Here is a 20,370-nt window from a genome sequence, read left to right on the forward strand (position 1 = left end):
TTGGCAGGTAGGCAAATTTCTTCCAAGTATATTTGTTTGGGGTGTAATAATGAGTTGATTGCTAAGGTTAATGGACAAGTAAAAAAACCACATTTTGCTCATAAAACTATTCAAGAATGTAGTGGCGAAACTTATTTACATAAACTGGGCAAAAAGATTTTTTTTGAGACTTATCAGAGATGCCTGAATGAGGGTTCTCCCTTCCTCGTGAATTTAAAATTTTCTAAAAAATGCAGAAAATATAAAGGGATGATTCTAAAACATTGTGATTTAGGCCATAGCAATAAAGATTTTGATTTAACTCAGTATTTTACGGAAATTTTAGTAGAAAAAAGAGATGGTGAATTCATTCCTGATCTTTTATTGAAAAGGAAAGATCAGCCGGAAGAGAAAATTTATATTGAAATCGCTGTGACTCATTTTCTGAGCTCTAAGAAGGAGGAGTCTGGTCGCCGGATTATTGAGATCCCAATTGAAACTGAAGAAGATATACAAAAAATAAAGAATGCTCGTTTAACGTCGGAAGACGCCTTATTTCTGGGCTTCAACCAAACTACGCAAGTTGTTTTGGATCATGAATGTAAATGTTCATTTAGACAATTTTTTGCATTCTATGTTTATGACTCAGGTAAATCCTTTTTGGAACTAAATACTTTATCGGGTATTCATGCCAATTTGGCTAAAAATAAAAATAGGATTTTATATTCAAATATTATTGAAGTAGATCCAGATTTTGAAAATTCTTTAATGGCATTTGGGCATGCTCATGGTGAGCTCTTTATTCGCCAAATTCAAATTGCCTATAAAAAGAAAGTTCCAGTTAGAAATTGTTTTTTATGCAAATATCAAGGTGATAACTGGGATTACACGAATAATTTACCTATTTTCTGTAAGGGTAAAAAGATCCAATGTAGTTCAAATGAAGCAGCAAAATGTGATTGGTATAAGCCTGCCTTATAAGAATAAAAGTGTTAAGATTCTGGCAATTTTTATATCAAATATAAGGTTATGTCAGGCTTGCTTTCTAACCAACAGAAAACCTACCTATCTTGGTTGCTAACCAAACAATCTGCGGATAATTCGATTGATTCATTAGCTTCGACACTAATTGACTCACAGGTGGATCTGAATCCTCATCAAGTTGATGCGGCTTTATTTGCATTCAAAAATCCTTTGTCTCAAGGTGTATTATTGGCAGACGAAGTTGGTTTAGGTAAAACCATTGAAGCAGGTTTAGTGATAGCTCAAACTTGGGCTGAAAGAAAGAAACGAATTTTAGTGATCACGCCTGCAAATTTAAGAAAGCAGTGGTATCAAGAGCTGTATGATAAATTTGGATTAAAGGCAACGATCCAAGAAGCTAAACTGTATAACCAATTAAAAAAACAAGGGAATACATCGCCATTTCATCATGATGGAGTCGTGATATGTTCCTATCAATTTGCGAAATCTAAAGCGAAAGATTTACAAAATATAGCCTGGGATTTAGTTGTTATTGATGAAGCACATCGATTAAGAAATGTGTACAAGAAAAATAATGTGACAGCAAATATTATTAAAAGCTCACTCAAACATGTACACAATAAAGTTTTGCTTACTGCGACACCATTACAAAACTCATTGCTTGAACTATATGGACTAGTGAGTATTTTGGATGAGCGGGTTTTTGGTGATATTGAGAGTTTTAAAAGTCAGTTTATTGTGGGTGATAAAGAAGCAACCTTACCTCAATTACGTTCGCGATTAGCCACGGTTTGTAAACGGACTTTAAGACAGCAAGTTCAACCATTCGTCTCCTATACGGCACGTCGGGCGATCGTACAGGATTTTACACCTACACAAGAAGAACAAACCCTTAGGGAATTGGTTGCTGAATATCTGAGAAGACCGAACTTACAAGCATTACCTGCAGGTCAGCGACAACTTATTTCATTAGTACTCTGGAAGTTGTTAGCCTCATCGACCCAAGCAATTGCTGGTGCATTGGCGACGATGATTGCTCGACTAGAGAAAAAATTAGTCAATCAAGATCAGGATATTCTTGATGATCTGGATGATGATTACGAAGCGTTATCAGAGTCCGGTGATGATTATGACGAATTAATAGTTGACGATGAAGTCCTTTCAGCACAAGAAAAACAGGCAATTGAAGAAGAAATTGAGGAGTTGAAGGCTTTCCAGTCTCTAGCAGCTGATATCAAACAGCAAGCTAAAGGCAAGGCTTTACTCACTGCATTAGAAAAATCTTTTGTCGCATTAGAGGAACTTGGTGCTCAAAAGAAAGCCATTATCTTTACTGAGTCAAAACGTACCCAGGAATACTTGACTGAACTTTTGAAAGATACTTCTTATGCACATGGTTTAGTACTATTTAACGGCACGAACAACGATGCAAAGGCTCAAGAAATATATAAAGAATGGCTAGAAAGATATAAAGGAACGGATCGCGTCACTGGTGCAAAGACGGCAGATATTCGCGCTGCATTAGTAGATTATTTCAGAGAGAAAGGCACTGTCATGATTGCAACAGAAGCCGGTGCTGAAGGGATTAATTTACAGTTCTGTTCTTTGATTATTAATTACGATTTACCTTGGAATCCGCAACGTATTGAACAGCGTATTGGGCGTTGCCATCGTTATGGTCAAAAGCATGATGTCGTGGTGGTGAACTTTGTGGATCGTAGTAATGAAGCAGACTCTCGTGTTTATGATCTGCTCTCTGAGAAGTTCCAACTTTTTGAAGGTGTTTTCGGTGCTAGTGATGAAATCTTAGGGGCAATTGGCTCCGGAGTTGATTTTGAAAAGCGGGTTGCCGAAATTTATCAACAGTGCCGTGATCCGGAAGAAATCGCAAAAAGTTTTGAGAATCTGCAGGATGAATTATCTGCTGAGATCAACGAAGCGATGATCAATACACGTAATTTATTGATGAATCACTTTGATGAGAACGTACTCTACCGAATTAAATCTGATGCCATTCAGATAAGACAGACGTATGAGCAATATCTTTTGCAATTACTGCAAGATGAGTTCACGCAAAATCATGTAAAAGTAACGTTTGATGAAAATGGATTCATACTGGATGAATTGGTTACGATTGATGAGAGTACGTTTAGCAAAGGGCGCTATGATTTAGCCAAAGCAAATACTCAAGAACACGTCATTCGTTTAAGTCATCCATTTGTGCAAAGGCTCTTGGATCGCAATAAATTATTGGTTTGTCAGTCTGAAAAACTGGTCTTTGATTATGCAAGTTATGGATTACAGGTATCTAGTCTCAAGCCCTATATTGGTCAGTCAGGCTATCTGATGGCAGAGTTGCTCGAAGTTTCTAGCTTAGGGCGTATGGAACAGCATATTGTAGTGAGTGCAGTGACTAGAAATGGTCAGGTCTTGGCAGATGATGATCCAGAGAAATTGTTAAAGCTACCAGTCACATCACAAGTATCTTTGCCAGAATTACCGATTCCTGAAAATCTAACAGTTGAACAGAAGCAAAGAAAAAACAAGATATTGGAAGATATCAATATCCGAAATCTTGGTTTTTTTGATCAAGAAATCACAAAGCTTGATGGCTGGGCTGATGACTTAAAAAATGGCTTAGAAGTTGAAATCAAAGAAATAGATAAAGCAATTAAAGAGGCCAGAAAGTCAGCGACTGTTGCAGCATCTTTACAGGATAAGTTGCAATGGCAGAAAGAACAGCGTGAGCTTGAGATGAAAAGGACTAAGCTGCGTCGAGAGTTGTTTGATCGTCAAGATGAAATTGATATGCAGCGTAATGAGTTGATTGGTCAATTAGAAGGGCAACTTGAACAACAGGTCCAGATCAGAAAATTATTTGAAATTGAGTGGGAAATTGTTTAAATGCCAGCTTTAAGAGAAGATCTATTAAATATCTTAAAAAATGAATTAGAAAGCCATTATGTTCAATTTTTACCTGCTTTACTGGATTTAAGTAAAACATCAGACCAACAGAAAGAAAAAAATATAGCTAGAGCTTTTAGTGCCTTTACCTTACGAGCAATATGTGATGCACCTGTAATAGACAGTGCTGGGTCTGTTGTTGATGATTTTAATGATAATGGTATCGATGCAATTTATTTTGATCAAACCTCCAAGATTTTATATTTGGTTCAAAGTAAATTAAAGGCTACTGAAGAATTTAAACAAACAGAAGCACAAGCATTTGTTGATGGCTTAAGACAATTGTTGAACGCTCAATTTAATGCATTTAATCAAAATGTTTTGAATCGTCAATCGGAGATTCAAAGTGCACTTCATGATGCGGATAAAATAATTTTGGTTGTTTGCTATACAGGACATCAAGTTTCGACTCATGCTAAGAACTGTCTAGAACGTTTTATTGAAAGCGAATCAGAGAATGAAGATCGGTTACAGTCAGATATTGTGTATTTTGATTCTTCGAATGTTGAAGATTTTTTACTTAAACAGCAATCCTATCATGAAGTTTCTGAAAAAATTGATATTTATAACTTTGTTAGAATTTTATCACCAAGGAAAACATTGTATGGTCAAGTTAAATTAAAAGATTTAGTAAAGTTACATGAAAATTATCAGTTAGCTTTATATCAACAAAATATTCGATATTTCATTGGGGGAAATACAAGTCCCAATAAGGCGATTAAGAACACATTAAACCAGGAAGCTGATAATTTCTTCTTTTATAATAATGGAATAACAGCTTTATGCTCTGATTTTACGAGTGCTGGTTCTTTTGGTGAGAATGGTAGAAATCGAAAATATAAAATTCGTAATTTATCAGTTGTTAATGGTGCTCAAACTATTGCAACAGCTTACGATTACTATAAAGAAAATGGGAACCAGATTTCGGATGATGCAAAAGTATTATTAACAATAATTCAGGCTGATTCTGGGCAAGATATAGGTAAAAAAATTACTCAGAATCGGAACAATCAAAATCCAGTTGATTTAACAGATTTTGTAGCATTAGATGATCAACAAGAAAGATTAAGAAGAGAAATTAAGTATTTTGGATATGAGTACGCCAATCTCAACTTTTTAAGTCATTGAAATAAAAAGGACATAACCTCATTTTAAATCCGTCTATGAAAATAAAATTACAGTTATGTCCACTGAAGAATTTATCATCATTGTCTATTTAATCATAGAGGAAATTTACCCAACTATAGTCTCTGAACCATTAAGAAAACGTGGTTTTCCACCTGCTTTAACCGATATTGAAATTATCACAATGCAAATTGTTGGTGAGTGTCTCAAAATGGATACGGATAAAAGCATATGGATGTTTTTTAAAAACAATTACTTAAGTTGGTTCCCTCATTTAGGTTCATATCCTAACTTTTGTAAGCATTGTGCAAACTTATGGCAAGTTCATCAAAAAATCACAGCCCAATTAACTGCACATTATGGTCAGGATCATATTCATTTTATTGATGGATTTCCTATACCTGTTTGTCGTTATAGTCGAGCAAAAAGACACAAGAATTTCAAAGAACATGCAGGTTTTAGTTATTGTGCTGCACAACAAGAGAAATACTATGGTTTTAAAGGGCATCTTGTAATTAATTTGGAGGGTATGATTACTGGCTATACTTTCGCTCCAGCAAATGTAGATGAGCGTGATGTTGCACCAGAAATCACAGAAAATATTCATGGGTTACTAGGTGCAGATAAAGGTTACTTAAGACCCAGCTTGAAAGAATACTATAAATTTCAGTATGTTGATCTACAAACTCCTTTAAGAAAGAATATGCCGGACTCTAGATCTCAAGAATCAATGAGGTTGCTTATGAGAGCACGAAGGAAAATTGAAACGGTCATTGGTCAATTAACTGATCGCTTTAATATTCAAAAAGTAAGGGCAAGAGATTTATGGCACTTATCGCATCGTTTTATCAGAAAGATTTTGTCACATACGGTCTGCGTCGTTATGAATAAAAAATGTGGTTATTCGCCGATTCAATTTGAAAAGCTTATTTAAAGTTGAGATTGGCGTATATGAGTATTTTTACAGACCGACTGCATTATCCTCTACACCAAATGTAATTACAATAGATGAAGCTATTCGTTCTTTGGCGATGCTTGAGAAAAATACCACATATCCAATTAAACTAAAAAATAATGCTGCATTAATGCTTGATCTAAATTCTCAGGAGTATCAGCATATTTTTTCTAATGCTTTGACAGGGTTAAAATTACTCAATACAGTCTTGTTCTATAAGTATGAACCGTACCGGGTTTGTCGGAGACTTTTTTATTTAAGTTAGGCCACCTGACCTAACGGGTTAATCTTATCATAGTACATTGCTTCAAACTCAAAAGGCGATACATAACCCAGTGCACTGTGTACACGCTTTTTATTGAACCAATCTACCCAGTTTAGTGTCGCAAGTTGTACATCTGCTAAACCTTGCCAATCTGCTTTTAGATATTCAATCACCTCTGTTTTGTATAAGCCATTCACCGTTTCAGCCAAAGCATTATCGTATGAATCACCAGTCGTACCGACTGATGCTCGTAAATTTGCTGCTTCTAAACGATGGGTATAACGAATGGAAAGATATTGCACACCTCTGTCGGAATGATGAATCACATTCTTTGGCATGCCTCGATCATGCAATGCTTGCTCTAATGCATCGAGCACCATATCTGTATTCATTCGTGTAGATACTTTCCAGCCAACAATTGCTCGTGAGAACACATCAATAATAAAGGCGGTATAGACCCAGCCTGAATGAGTTTGAATATACGTAAAGTCACTGACCCACAGTTGGTCAGGATGATCAGCAGTAAAATTACGTTTCACTAAATCATCTGCTCGTTTTTGGTCATCTCGGCTACGGGTGGTTTGTTTGTTCTTACCTCGCCAAACACCTTGTATACCTAGCTTTTTCATTAATCGAGCAACAGTACAGCGTGCAATAATATAGCCTTCACGTTTCAGTTTTTGCCAGACTTTACGTACACCATACCGACCTGAACTTTCCTTCCAAATTCGTTTAATCTCCTCAGCATGATGCAAGTCATGTAAATCTCGCTTTGCTCGATGTTCTGGATTTTCGCAGAGATCTAGAGTCCGGTAATAGGTTGAGGGTGCGATCGGTAAAATTCTACAAATCGCCTCGACTCCGTACAGCTCTTTATTATTATGGATAAAATCCACCATTATTTGTGTGGGCGGTCGAGCTCCGCCTGGGCGAAAAAAGCGGCTGCTTTACGTAGAATCTCATTGGCGCGTTGCAGTTCTTTATTTTCGCGTTCGAGTTGTTTGATACGTTCTTGGTCTGAAAGCTGCTGTACTTTAACTGGATTTAGTTTATCTAAATATTTTTGATACCAAACACGTAGTGTTTCAGGAGTACAACCTATCTTGGGAGCAATAGCGGTGATCGCAGCCCAATTCGATGGATAATCTTTTTCAGATTCAATCAATAATTGAACCGCTCTTTCTCTGATTTCAGGGGTATATTTTAATTTTGTCATCGGGATAGTCTCTCAGAATATTGACTCTCCGACAAACCCGGTACGGTTCAGTACTTTCAAGATGTCTGGAATGATTATATTCGGGCTGCAAGTGGGCAAGAAAAGTTGATATATAAGCATGCTTTTTTTGTAGCATTTTTTATTTTTTCAAAACGCTTCAAAACAGAACTTGATAAGTCTGTTTTAGTTTCTATAACTAACCTACCAGCAAATGTTAGTGTTGAATTAGATAAATTAAGGCTATTAATTTTCAATAACACAGACTTAAAGTTGGCAGGGGATTCACCTAATAAGTTCTTTAAGAATAGTGCATCTGTCATAAGTATTTTAATAGATACCATGATTGAGCATTTTGGTAAAACAAGTGATCGGAATGTTCATGGAATGATGAGAACTTCTGCTACTGATGAGCCTTATCCAAAGGCAAATTTGGTAAACTATTTGACAGATAATGCTCCACAATTGACTTTAGGGACTGGTACTCCATGATCAAAACAAAACTTGAACTGACTTGGATTGGTAAAGACAAACGACCACGCCTAGAGCCACGAATTCTATTAGAAAATCCTAAACTTTCTTATCATGCAAAAAGCAAAGTTACTGAAAATGATATCTTTGATAATAAGCTAATTTTTGGTGATAACTTACTTGCTCTTAAGGCATTAGAGCGTGAATATGCCGGTAAAGTAAAATGTATCTTTATTGATCCGCCTTATAATACAGGTAGTGCTTTCACTCATTATGAAGATGGTTTAGAGCATTCTATCTGGCTAGGTTTAATGAGAGATCGTTTAGAACTAATAAAAACGTTACTTGCATCTGATGGAAGCTTATGGATAGCAATTGATGATAATGAAGTTCATTACTTAAAAGTAATGTGTGATGAAATTTTTGGCAGAAATGCATTTATTTGTTCGATGGTTTGGGAAAATTTCTATGGTAGAAGTAATGCAGCAGCTGTTTCTCCAGCGCACAACTACATTTTAGTTTATTCCCCAATGGGACAAGATTGGAAGAAAGTACGAAATCTCTTACCACGCAATGAAGAAAGCCTAAGCAAATACAAAAACCCTGATAAAGACCCAAGAGGTCCATGGAGATCTGGCCCTATTTTTGCTAGCGGAGAAAGACATGAGGGATTGATGTATACAATTACTATCCCTTCTGGTCGTAAAGTTGCACCACCCAAAGGTAGCCATTGGCGTATGACCGAAGAAAACTTTTGGCAAATGGTAAATGACGGTCGAATCTTATTTGGGGAAAATGGAGATAACAATCCTGCAGTAAAATTATTTCTTTCTGATGTCCAGACAGGAGTCGTCCCTAGAACTTGGTGGCCTCATGGAGATGTTGGACATACTCAAGAAGCTAAAAGAGAAGTGCAGGCCCTGTTTCCTGAAATAATTCCATTTGATACCCCAAAACCGGAAAGACTGATAAAGCAAGTCCTTCAAATTGCAACAAATGAGGGAGACTTAGTTCTAGACTCATTTGCTGGTTCCGGTACAACGGGTGCAGTAGCCCATAAAATGGGTCGTCGTTGGATCATGGTTGAACTTGGTGAGCATTGTCATAGTCACATTATTCCACGCCTGAAAAAAGTGATTGATGGTGAGGATAAAGGTGGCGTTACAGAATCTACAGGTTGGCAAGGTGGAGGAGGCTTTCGTTATTACAAACTTGCACCGAGTCTAATGAAAAAAGACCAGTGGGATAACTGGGTCATTAATCCTGAATATAACCAAGAAATGTTGGTTGAAGCCTTATGTAAGCTAGAAGGCTATACCTATGCACCATCAGAGACCGAATATTGGAATCATGGTAAGGGCAGCGAAACAGACTTTATTTATGTCACCACGCAAACACTGACAGATCAACAATTACAAGCCATTTCAGAAGAAGTTGGTGAGGGACGTACCTTGCTGATTATTGCCAGTGCATGGCGTTCTAAAAATATTGAACGCTTTGAGAATCTGACTTTAAAGAAAATTCCGAACAGTATCATTAAGGCATGTGAATGGGGACACGATGACTACAGTCTGAATGTTCAAAATTTACCTATATCTGAACCTGTCATTGAAGAAAAGAAAGCAGTGAAACAAGTAAAAAATACTAAAGATAAAGAGCAAGTAATGAGCGACTTATTTGGGGATCAGACATGACAGCATCAATTCAACATTCACAACGCAATCCTGTTGCCCAAGTCGTTAAAGACCTCAAAGCACGTTTATCACTACGTGCTCCTCAAGCAGAGAGTTTAGATAAGTTAGATTTAGCTATTCAAAATGCTAAAGAATTGCTAAAAAAACAGGGAAGAGATGCTGAAGTTAATCAGCAGACCTTGGCAAAATTGCAAACTGTTTTTCCTACCTTGACTGATTTTGAGCGAGACTTCCCAAGCATTTGTTTTAGCTTAGCAACGGGTGTCGGTAAAACTCGTCTAATGGGGGCCTTTATTGCCTATCTACATTTGGCTTATGGTATTAATAACTTTTTTGTTTTAGCACCCAACTTAACGATTTACGAAAAGTTAATTACGGACTTCACGCCTAATACTCCAAAATATGTTTTTGCTAATTTAAGCCAGTTTAACTTTCAGTCACCAATGATTATTACGGGTGACAACTACGATAGTCGTGATACTGCAACTGCAAGCTTATTAGGTCAGGTACGGATCAATGTGTTTAACATTTCCAAGATCAATAGCGAAGTGCGTGGAGGTAAAGAACCACGTATCAAACGTATGCGTGAAGTACTAGGTGAAAGCTATTTTAATCATCTTGCTGGACTTGATGATCTTGTGCTTTTGATGGACGAGTCGCATCGTTATCGAGCTAGTGCCGGGATTAAAGCAATCAATGAATTGAACCCGTTGATGGGTTTGGAAGTTACAGCAACTCCATTTGTAGAAAGCACGAAAGCACCAATTCCATTTAAGAATGTAGTCATGGATTATCCATTAGCAAGAGCAATGGAGGATGGTTTTGTCAAAGAACCTGCAGTTGTTACACAGCGCAACTTTGATCCAAAGGGATTGACGACAGAACAGCTTGAAGACATTAAATTAAAAGATGGTATTCGTCTGCATGAAATGACTAAAGTGCATTTAATTAACTATGCACAAAACACAGGTCAAGCAAAAGTAAAGCCGTTTGTTCTCATTATTGCGCGTGATACCACTCACGCGACTCAATTAAAAGAAAGAATCGAATCTGAAGAATTCTTTAAAGGGCAATATAAAAATAAAGTTATTCAAGTTGATAGTAGTACGAAAGAGGAGGAGATCACTCAGCGTCTCTTGTCAGTAGAAGACCCAAATGAACCGACAGAAATTGTCATTCATGTGAATATGCTCAAAGAGGGCTGGGATGTCACGAATCTTTACACCATTATCCCATTACGTGCTGCAAATGCACGGACCTTGGTAGAACAGTCGATAGGACGCGGATTACGCCTACCATATGGAAAACGTACAGGCGTAGAAGAGGTCGATCGTCTTAGTATTGTGGCCCATGATCGCTTTCAAGAAATTGTGGATGAAGCAAATAGATCAGATTCGATCCTTAAGTTAAAAACATTGGTTCTTGAGCCTGAAAATGAAGAATCAGGTGTAGTCAGTGTAACGAGTACTTCCCGAGTAGATGTACTTTTGGGAACTGGCCATAGTCAGAGAACCGATACACAACAAACGGAAATGATCCAAGATCAGGTTCATCAAGAGCAAGGTAACTCTACAGCACCCATTCAGAAAGTTGACCTGGATTTAACAGATCCAACTGTTATTGCAACGATTAAACACGTTCAAAAAGAAATTCAATCGCAAGCTAAAAATATAGAAACAGTAAGGCATAGCGAAGATTTGAAACGTCAAGAAGTACAGGCGGAAATGACAGCAAATGTACTGAAGACAATTCAAGAAAATCTATCGACCATTGTACAAGAACTAGATTTTGGTGAAGCTGCCACTTCAAAATCTGCTCCTTCTGAAGCAGAGTTAAGAAAAATTGTAGAACAAGTAACAGAAGTACATATACAGAATACTATTGATATTCCTCGTGTTTCCGTCACCCCATCTGATGATGTTACTACAGGCTACAATCATTTCACGTTAAATACTCAAGGTCTCCATCTTCAACCACAAGAGCGAGAACTTCTGGGTCACAACCTGCGGGATAATACGATCTTCAGCATTAAAGCTGAGGAGGTTTCTAATGAGAAAACTCCACAAGATCGCATTGTGTATGCTTTGATTGATTTTGATGACGTTGATTACTTTACTCAATCTGAGTTGTTGTATGACTTGGCAAATCAAATTGTGAGTTATTTTAAAACCTATTTAACTGATGATGAAGTTGTTCAAGTTGTAGAGCAAAACTATCAGACGATAGCGAATAATATTCATGGTCAAATGCAACAGCATTATTGGGAAAAAGCATCTAACTATGATGTCGTGATTAACCGTAGTTTTGTTGAGCTTAAGCAACCAAGTTTTACTGCAGCAAAAGATATTCCACCTCAATCTATTCGTATTACACCCCCTAAAGGTGTATCGATTAAAAAATTATTGTTTACTGATTTTTCAAAGTGTTTGATGGTTTTCCAAAAATTTGATTCAGATACGGAAAGAAGATTTGCAATTATTTTGGAAAGAGACAGTAATAAGTGGTTTAAACCGGCTAAAGGTCAATTTCAGATTTATTATAATTATCAAGGTAATCAACCAGAATATGTACCAGATTTTGTTATAGAAACGGATTCATATTACTTGTTAGCTGAAACTAAAGCTAATAATGAAGTAGGTAATGAAGAAGTGCAAACTAAAGCAAATGCTGGTGCAGAATGGTGCAGGAATGCATCAACTGTAGCGAATAAGCCCTGGCACTATTTACTTATTCCACATGATGAAGTAATGGAAAGTAAAAAACTTGATGATTATTTAAGATTTAAAATAAGTGTATAATTTTTAGTGTTAAAAAGTGGGGTTTTGTAATAGCGCTCCACTTTTTTAATTCTCCAGTGGGGGATTACCCTTTCAAACAAATCAATGTCATAGTGAAGGGTATCCAAGAGAATAAAAATAAGAATTGTGTGATTTGACTATAGTTTTAGACGTGTCTCTAAGGTTTTGAATTATAATTGTTTATATATCAAAGCCCCTTTATAATATTTAATATAGAAGGTCAATTTCTTGTACTTAAATAACATCTTATCAAATTAGCAGAATGTGATTTAGAGTTAATTATATAAAAAACACACTTACGATTTGATAAGAATTCGAGATTAAAAATGTCTGAAAATAATGAATTAGAGTTAAAGCCGATTAATGATCTGCTAGATCTTTCTTTTTATATTCCTGCTTATCAGCGTGGTTATAGATGGACAAAAAGACAAGTCACAGAGCTACTTGATGACATAAAAGAATTTCAACGAAATTCTGAAGTAAGTCCCAGAGAATCTTTTTATTGTTTACAGCCAATAGTTGTAAAGAAACACAATGATTCATGGGAGCTTGTTGATGGTCAACAGCGCTTAACTACAATACTTATTATACTTACATATTTAAAAGGTATTCTTGATCTTCTAGGTAAGTCTTGCTATCAGCTTAGTTATGAGACGAGAGAGAACAGTGCCGAGTTTTTAAAACATATTGATGAAAATCGGGCTAATGAAAATATAGACTTCTACCATATTGTTGAGGCCAAGAAAGCAGTTGATGAGTGGTTTAAGAAGCAAGAAGGAACATATCAGATTAAATTCATCCAAACTTTGTTAAATGATAATGATACTGGTAAAAATGTAAAAGTAATTTGGTATCAAATTGGTGAAAGCGAAAATGCTACTGAGGTATTTACTCGACTGAATATGGGTAAAATACCACTTGTAAATGCTGAACTAGTAAAAGCACTCTTTTTAAAATCTAGCAATTTTACTAAAAATAGTAAAGCTACTAAATATTTACAGCAGCTGAATATTGCTCAAGAATGGGACGTGATAGAAAAACGTTTACAGGATGATGCATTTTGGTATTTCGTCAGCAATAAAATCACTGAGACAAATCGTATTGAGTTTGTACTTTCTTTAGCAGCAAGAAACTTGGATGATGAAGGCATTTTAGACAGTGACAAATTGAAAGTCTTCCTTCAATTTAATCGGTTACTTAATGAAAAAGATGCTGATATTATTCAAGAGTGGTCAAAAATAAAACAGTGCTATATGACATTGGAAGAGTGGTTTAATGACCGAGCATTATTTCATGTTATTGGATATTTAGTTTCACAGGATGTCGCTATAGGTACATTGTTTGATCTTAGTCAGATCAGTGAAACCAAGCATACATTCCGTCAGTCTTTAATTAATCTTGTCTTAAAAAAATCTTTTGGGTATGAAGAGCTCGATTCTTTGCCAAAAAATTGGATTGATGAAGCATTGGGTACACTTACCTATGACTCTGGTACTAAAAAGCTTCGTTCAATTTTGTTGCTGTTCAATATTGCCAGTTTACTTTCAAATCCAGTGACTAATGCACGATTTCAGTTTGATAAATACAAGGGGGATCATTGGGATATAGAGCATATACGTTCTGTAGCATCAGAAATGCCTCTTAAAAAAGAAAAACAAAAGGCATGGCTCGATAATGTTATTAGTTATATTTCTGATGATAAATCATTTGATATAGAAGGAAAACAACCTGAAGACATCAGTAAGGAGCAATCTATCAAAAAAGATGCGATTACATTGATGAATTCTACATCATTCGATAATGATCAATTCGAAGTTATCTATAAGCGTGTAATCTCTCACTATGATCCGCGTGGGGATGAGGATGTTGATAATTCAATTGGCAACTTAACCTTATTGGATAGCTCAACAAATCGTAGTTATAAAAATGCGGTCTTTCCGATTAAACGTGCGCGTATTATTGCATTAGATAAAGAAGCTACTTTTGTTCCTTTATGCACCAAAAACGCTTTTTTAAAATACTACAGTAAACAAGTCGACAAAATGCTGTATTGGGAACCAGGAGATAGCCAAGATCACCTGCGAGCGATGAGTGAAATTATTTTGGGCTTTTTCGGTGGTAAAGGAGTACATCAATGAGCAAAGGTAACAGTTTAACTTTTTATGGCTTATTTGACATCGTTGATGTGATTGAAATTCCTATTTTGCAACGAGATTATGCTCAAGGAAGAACTGAGGAAAGCGAAGTCAGGACACTGTTTTTAAATTCTTTATTTGAAGCATTAGATGTAGATGAAAATGCTGCGCGACAGACGCTAGATTTAGATTTTGTATATGGGAGCTTTGAAGGCGGTAACGAAAAAGTTTTTTCAGTTCTCGACGGTCAACAGCGACTGACAACGCTTTTTTTGCTGCACTGGTATTTGGCAGTTGAAAATAAGTGTTCTCAGAATTTTAGAGATCGCTTTATGACTAGTGATGGGCGTTCACGTTTTACTTATAAAACACGACCTAGCACTACAGAGTTTTTTAATATGCTCATATCTAAAGATATAGCACTGTTAAAAGGTAGGGTTAGTGATCACATTCGTGATGCTCAGTGGTTTTACTTGTCTTGGCAACAAGATCCTACTGTTCAAGCCTGTTTGAACATGCTTGATGCTATTCAGACAAGGTTTTCGGCCAAGTCCAGTAAGTTTTATGAGAGGCTGATTAATACTTGCACCCCATATATTACCTTTCAGTTCCTAGATTTACATTCATTTGGTTTGTCTGATGAGCTTTATATAAAAATGAATGCTCGTGGGAAGCCATTAACTATTTTTGAAAATTTTAAAGCAAAGCTTGAACAAAAAATGAAATCTTTTAAAGCTCCATGGCCTATATATCACTTGCCTTTTAAAGTGGGAAATATAGAGGCTTATGAATATTTCATCCACAAAATAGATACTGACTGGGCTGATCTATTTTGGCCTTATCGTAATGAGTGTTCGAAAGATAATACGTTTGATGATGAGTTAATGAACTTCTTCCGTTTAATCATTGCATACCAATATCTTTTAGATAATAAAAAATCAGAATTAAACTTAACTGAATCTAAAAATAAACTATTTGGATCTGGAGGGGATTTAGAAGCAACGGAGCTTTCAAAATATGAAGAGATGAATTGTTTGAATAAAGATTTAATCATTCGTCTTATTAATTATTTAGATCTTATTTATAATAATGGTCTAACCGATAATAAAATTAGAACATATCTAACTGAGTTTTATTACTACTCAGAAGAAGAAACATTTAGAAAAGTGTTGGCTAATATTGCGGGCTATGATGATAAACTACGATTTTATGCATTTTACACTTACTTGTCTAAATTACCTTCTTCTCAAGAATTAAATGAGTGGGTAAGGGTTGTATATAATCTTACAAAAAATACAATTATTAATACGGTTGATGAGTTTTGTAAAGCATTATTTTCCATTGATGAGCTCTGTCAATTTGAGACCCCAATTTTGGTTACTCTAAAAAATAACGTTGATATTTCAAGTTTTTCTCGTGCTCAGGTTCTTGAAGAAAAAATAAAAGCGCATTTATTATTAAAATCTAAAGAGTGGCGTGAAATCATAATTCAATTTGAAAAACACTCATTTCTCGATGGTCAGATTGGTTGTATATTAAATTTTTCTGGAGTATTGGCATTCTACCGAGAGCATGAAGGTTGTGACTGGGATGACGTGCGGGATAGGCATTACAGAGAACAGTTTAGTAAATATGCCCAATCTATTGCTGCTGTATTTGATCTTATAAAAGACAGTTCATCTTCAATCAATTTCCTTTGGGAGAGAGCTGTACTCAGTAAAGGAGTCTATTTCACTGAAAAAAGTGGCGCTAAGTATAATTTACTATCTTCACGTGATACTAGAAATAATATTCCTCGTGACCATAGTTGGCGTCGTTTGCTACGCATTAATACGCCTTTAATAGAACAGAAGCAGGAGCACGTAAAAGAGGTTTTTGATGATCCTAATTTCGATGTTAAAGATGTTATAGGATCATTAGAAAAAATTTGTAAAGATGCTTTAGGTTTACTTGATGCTAAGGATTGGCGGATTTTGTTTTTAGAACGACCAGAATTATTTAAAGTATGCGAGCAAGGGTTTATCATTAACAATGATAATGAGTTTATTTTACTACATCAATCACAACGTAATCACACACACAGTGAGCTCTATTCTAAGTATCTTTATTTGCAATTAAAAACAGAGCATTTTAATTTTTCCCCATTCACTATATTCAAGTATGTACCTACTATCGGTACAGATTATTTTACTCATATTTCACTTGAAGGTTTTTATGAGGATGATGGACTGCATTATGAAATACATGTGTGGTATGAGTCTAAGCAGTACCATATTGTATTTTTTAAGACAGGAAATAAACCATATCCACAATCTCTAGTAGATATATTGGTTGCAAATAGTTTCACTGAGAGTATTTATGATGAATACAATGATGCTTACAGATATGAATGCTTAACTTCAAATAATGCAAAAACGAAATTAATAAAACTTTGTGATGCATTAAGTGACTTCAAGTGTAAGTCAGAGGTATTTGTACAGGAATTAACTTAAGATGTCGGATATGTTGAATCCTACAAAAACTATTTAATTCTTAATAGGCGAGAGGATAGTGTGTCTCTCGCTTAAACTGTATAGTGTGTTAGAGAGCATATTAAATATGATCGTTGGAGAACGGTTTACTGGTGATTCGATGCGAATAGCTTTGATCTAGCATGACGCATATGGTTCATCGTTATCGATAATATTTAATAAGGCTTAAATCCTTACTTTAGTGCCCGGCTGGTGATGCTAAAACAAGATTTGGAAAAATAGACCTTGTTCTGAGGATTTAGACCTGTTCAATTTAGCTATATTAACGGTTGGTTATACTTCTAGCGATCTCAAATATATAGTAAATGAGACTGCTAAATTAGCATTAAAAGCAGATTGTCAGATTGATGATATATTATTTAAAACCATTATTGAAAAGTATAAACCATCTGTAAGAAATGATGATGGTTTTAGTTAGTTTTAAGAATAATGTGTGTGATTCATAGACACCAATTCATATTGAAACGATCGCTATGAATCACACACTTAATTAAACGTTATTCTTATCCAGTTATTCGTCTATCATCCCAATAACATGGTACTACACTCAAATTGTTCTCATGTAACCGTGACCATAAGCGAACACCTAAATCTCGTCGTATATCCTGTATCGAAAAATTAGAAACAAGTAGCGTGGATCTCATGTTGTCATAACGGCTATATAAGACCTTATGCACCATCTCTAGGCGTTTTTCATGTCGGTCATGCAGGCCATATTCATCTATCACCAATAAATCAAAACTGGAAAAATGGTCGAGGACTTCCTGTTCAGAGCGTGATGGGTCTGACCAGGTATCCATCATTTTTTGAGCAATTTCTGCACTGGTATAGTAGCGTGCAGATTTCGTACTGTTATGCAGAATGTTGCGAATGATTGATGCACTCAGATGGGTTTTTCCTGTACCTGGGGTGCCGATGAGCAGCAGGTTCGGATGATGGTCAGAAATAATCTGTTGTGCAAAGGTCTGACATACTTTGATTGCGTTCTCTTGTGCAGAACATGCAACCACATAATTCTTAAAACCACTGTTCAGGTAGCGTTTATTGAGCCCTGAATTTTTGATTCTCTGCTGCAGTAAGCGGTGTTGTAGTTCGTCTTCATAAGCTGCGTGTGAGCGGCGGACAGTTTCTTTCGCACATAATTTGCAGAGCCTGTGACCAGCAATTTCCATCAGGGGGATATGATGGGTAGGGCAAAGTGTTTCCGTTGCTTCTGCACGAATCTGGAGCATTTTAAGCATGGTATTCATGGTCATTCTCCTAAATCCATTTTGAATTTTCTAAAAAATTCTCATTTTTTTCTTCAAAATTTGATGAAGATGAAGATGAAGATGAAGATGAAGATGAAGATGAAGATGAAGATGAAGATGAAGATGAAGATGAAGATGAAGATGAAGATGAAGATGAAGATGAAGGGCATTGCTTGAGCTTGGTTGTAGCAATGCTCGGGGTATTCTCAGAGGATGCTTGAGCATTTTTTTGCACTTGCTTATTAGATGCTTGAGCATTACTTGCGGATTTATTCCAGCGTGCTTGTGCTGCATTTTTAGCTTTATCAGATTTCATCTGCTGATTTTGTAACGCTTGGCTTTTTAAACTGGTTAAAAAATTTGAATGAATCAGTTCAGATTCGATTTCAAACAATTCCAATGCCATCAGTGTATTCAACAAAGTTTTAACCTTTGTCTGTTGGGGTAATTTCGTGATGCTGCATACCGTTGCTAGATCATGAGGAATCGCACCATTTTTCCAGAAATCCATCATTAACAGCAGTGTTGCACCGATTTGTTCTGCAGTCATTCGTGCGAATTTGGCCTGTAAGTCACCAATATAGAGTGGCATCCAAATTGAAATATCTTTATGCATGGGTTTACCTTTTTATGGGTATAGAGGGGCTAAGGTCATCGATTAGATGACCTTGTATGTTTGTCTTATTGGTGAGTTAGATTTATTAACCAGAGGCGGGCTTGTTGGGCTAGATCATCGTAATGGGCTTGTCCCTCATCCAGTAGTCGTTGTAGCCATAGTCTTAATGCTTGGTGATCATCGAAACATTTATTGATCTCCAGCAAAAAGGCCAGATTGTGCAGTTTGGGAATGTGTAACTCTTATTATAACCTGGGCTAGTTGGAAAACTAGAGAGTTGGAATGTAGGTAATGATGGACTGAATAGCCACCAAAATTCTGGAGCACGCCTAGCCATCGGGTGATGTATCATATATATGACTTTGTAATCCCATTTGCTGTGTAGGAAATTTTTTCTTAATGGGTCACCTTTTTATGGAAGTAGGTAAGAGAAAAGCTCTAAACCTTTACGGATCGCTTCAGCACTGTACTTAAAGGCAATTAATGGTTGACCTGTGATTACTGTTGAGGCGACCAGTGTACCCTAAAGCCAATATTCACCCCATCCATTGTAGTAAACATTAAGTTTTTTGAGCATGGGTTTATTTTCTTTTGATACGTTGGCGAGCCGTATTGCTCTCATAGCGAAGAATGTCATCTACACTGTTTAAATGAGGTTTGAAGAGTTCCTCTAATTCTTTTAATCGGCCTAGTACCATGGCAACGCGTACTAAATTTTCAAATGAAACATTTCGACCTGCTTCCAGATTGGATACTGTATTCACACCAATACCAGCACGTGCAGCAACATCTGCCTGAGTCATTTCCAGATAAAGCCGTTCTTTACGAAGCCTCTCACATAATAATGCAACAACTTCTTCAGGTTTTCTGAATCTTAAATCCATAATATTGGGTCTTATGTTTAGATATAGCTATTAAGCCACAAAATAATGGAGTTATAAAATGTGTCGGTTGATCGATGAAAAGGTGCTTTATTGGCCTGATTAGATCCTATTAGATTAAAAAAATCTAATTAGATATTTACAATCTAATGGAGTCTAATACAATCTATGGTAATAAATAAATCATTGCCGAGTAATTAAAATGATGACCATCTCCAATGACCCTTGGCACTTTCCACGTACCGAATTGGCGAAACAAATTTTAGGCATGTTTGAGACTGGACTAGCTAGTTCTCTGACTTTTTTTGCCCCACGCCGGATGGGAAAAACTGAATTTTTACGAAAAGATATTACGCCCCTAGCAGAACAGCTTGGATGGCGCGTTTTTTATTTCAGTTTTTTAGATGCAGGCCTGCATAGTGAAGGGCAGTTTGTAAAAGCTCTTGATGAGTTTTCAAAACAAAATGGCTTAATGGGGAAAGCCACAGATTGGATTAAAAATATTGGTT

13 protein-coding genes, 2 pseudogenes and 1 other annotated feature are annotated in these 20,370 nt (G+C 36.2%); of the genes and pseudogenes, 10 read left to right on the plus strand and 5 right to left on the minus strand.

Translation table 11 applies throughout. The annotated features are described in order from the left end of the window. From ACWQ4X_RS17590 to ACWQ4X_RS17605, 4 genes are all read left to right on the plus strand, one after another. On the plus strand, positions 1–960 hold a 960-nt coding region (locus tag ACWQ4X_RS17590), incomplete at its 5' end, for a competence protein CoiA family protein (RefSeq protein ID WP_457904506.1). 48 nt (positions 961–1,008) lie between these two features. Further along, the gene (locus tag ACWQ4X_RS17595) at positions 1,009–3,867 is read left to right on the plus strand and encodes an SNF2-related protein (RefSeq protein ID WP_457904507.1); all 2,859 of its coding nucleotides are present in this window, start codon (positions 1,009–1,011) and stop codon (positions 3,865–3,867) included. Then, positions 3,868–5,055, plus strand: a complete 1,188-nt coding sequence (locus ACWQ4X_RS17600) for an AIPR family protein (RefSeq protein WP_457904508.1) — start codon at positions 3,868–3,870, stop codon at positions 5,053–5,055. It abuts the gene before it with no gap. Between the two features lie 55 nt (positions 5,056–5,110). Then, entirely contained in the window at positions 5,111–5,986 is an 876-nt protein-coding gene (locus ACWQ4X_RS17605) for an IS982-like element ISAba825 family transposase (protein ID WP_000102417.1), read from the plus strand. A 282-nt stretch (positions 5,987–6,268) separates the two neighbouring features. Here the strand turns inward: ACWQ4X_RS17605 and ACWQ4X_RS17610 are convergent. Next, a protein-coding gene (locus ACWQ4X_RS17610) for an IS3 family transposase (protein ID WP_103270969.1) occupies positions 6,269–7,488 on the minus strand; the annotation gives its coding sequence in 2 pieces (ribosomal slippage) (positions 6,269–7,212 and positions 7,212–7,488; 1,221 coding nt in all). Next, positions 7,097–7,213, minus strand: a sequence feature (AL1L pseudoknot). (Overlaps the previous gene by 117 nt.) 105 nt (positions 7,489–7,593) lie before the next feature. Between ACWQ4X_RS17610 and ACWQ4X_RS17615 the strand changes: the two genes are divergently transcribed. The 5 genes from ACWQ4X_RS17615 (at position 7,594) to ACWQ4X_RS17635 (ending at position 17,075) form a co-directional block, all read left to right on the plus strand. Next, the gene (locus ACWQ4X_RS17615; protein ID WP_457904509.1) at positions 7,594–7,977 is read left to right on the plus strand and encodes a hypothetical protein; all 384 of its coding nucleotides are present in this window, start codon (positions 7,594–7,596) and stop codon (positions 7,975–7,977) included. Next, on the plus strand, positions 7,974–9,650 hold the full coding sequence (locus tag ACWQ4X_RS17620; RefSeq protein ID WP_457904510.1) for a site-specific DNA-methyltransferase: 1,677 nt from the start codon (positions 7,974–7,976) through the stop codon (positions 9,648–9,650). Before ACWQ4X_RS17615 ends, ACWQ4X_RS17620 begins: the two co-directional genes overlap by 4 nt. Continuing rightward, complete coding sequence (locus ACWQ4X_RS17625; RefSeq protein ID WP_457904511.1) at positions 9,647–12,448, plus strand: DEAD/DEAH box helicase; 2,802 nt, start codon at positions 9,647–9,649, stop codon at positions 12,446–12,448. The genes ACWQ4X_RS17620 and ACWQ4X_RS17625 overlap by 4 nt, the downstream gene beginning before the upstream one ends. A gap of 326 nt (positions 12,449–12,774) precedes the next feature. Beyond that, entirely contained in the window at positions 12,775–14,586 is a 1,812-nt protein-coding gene (locus ACWQ4X_RS17630) for a GmrSD restriction endonuclease domain-containing protein (RefSeq protein WP_457904512.1), read from the plus strand. Further along, a complete protein-coding gene (locus ACWQ4X_RS17635; protein WP_457904513.1) occupies positions 14,583–17,075 on the plus strand; it encodes a DUF262 domain-containing protein in 2,493 nt (830 codons plus the stop codon). The genes ACWQ4X_RS17630 and ACWQ4X_RS17635 overlap by 4 nt, the downstream gene beginning before the upstream one ends. A gap of 542 nt (positions 17,076–17,617) precedes the next feature. Here the strand turns inward: ACWQ4X_RS17635 and ACWQ4X_RS17640 are convergent. The 4 genes and pseudogenes from ACWQ4X_RS17640 to ACWQ4X_RS17655 form a co-directional block, all read right to left on the minus strand. Continuing rightward, entirely contained in the window at positions 17,618–18,364 is a 747-nt protein-coding gene (locus ACWQ4X_RS17640) for an ATP-binding protein (protein WP_457904514.1), read from the minus strand. Positions 18,365–18,374: 10 nt separating this feature from the next. Continuing rightward, positions 18,375–18,980 (minus strand): DUF1376 domain-containing protein, encoded by a 606-nt coding sequence (locus tag ACWQ4X_RS17645; protein ID WP_457904515.1) that lies wholly within the window; start codon positions 18,978–18,980, stop codon positions 18,375–18,377. A 332-nt stretch (positions 18,981–19,312) separates the two neighbouring features. Continuing rightward, positions 19,313–19,497 (minus strand): annotated as a pseudogene (locus ACWQ4X_RS17650) (type II toxin-antitoxin system HipA family toxin); the annotation flags it as partial. A 64-nt stretch (positions 19,498–19,561) separates the two neighbouring features. Next, the gene (locus ACWQ4X_RS17655) at positions 19,562–19,864 is read right to left on the minus strand and encodes a helix-turn-helix transcriptional regulator (RefSeq protein WP_087013817.1); all 303 of its coding nucleotides are present in this window, start codon (positions 19,862–19,864) and stop codon (positions 19,562–19,564) included. 199 nt (positions 19,865–20,063) lie between these two features. Between ACWQ4X_RS17655 and ACWQ4X_RS17660 the strand changes: the two are divergent. Next, positions 20,064–20,370: pseudogene (locus tag ACWQ4X_RS17660) on the plus strand (hypothetical protein); the annotation flags it as partial.

The organism is Acinetobacter sp. NigerLNRRAM0016, from assembly GCF_054112845.1.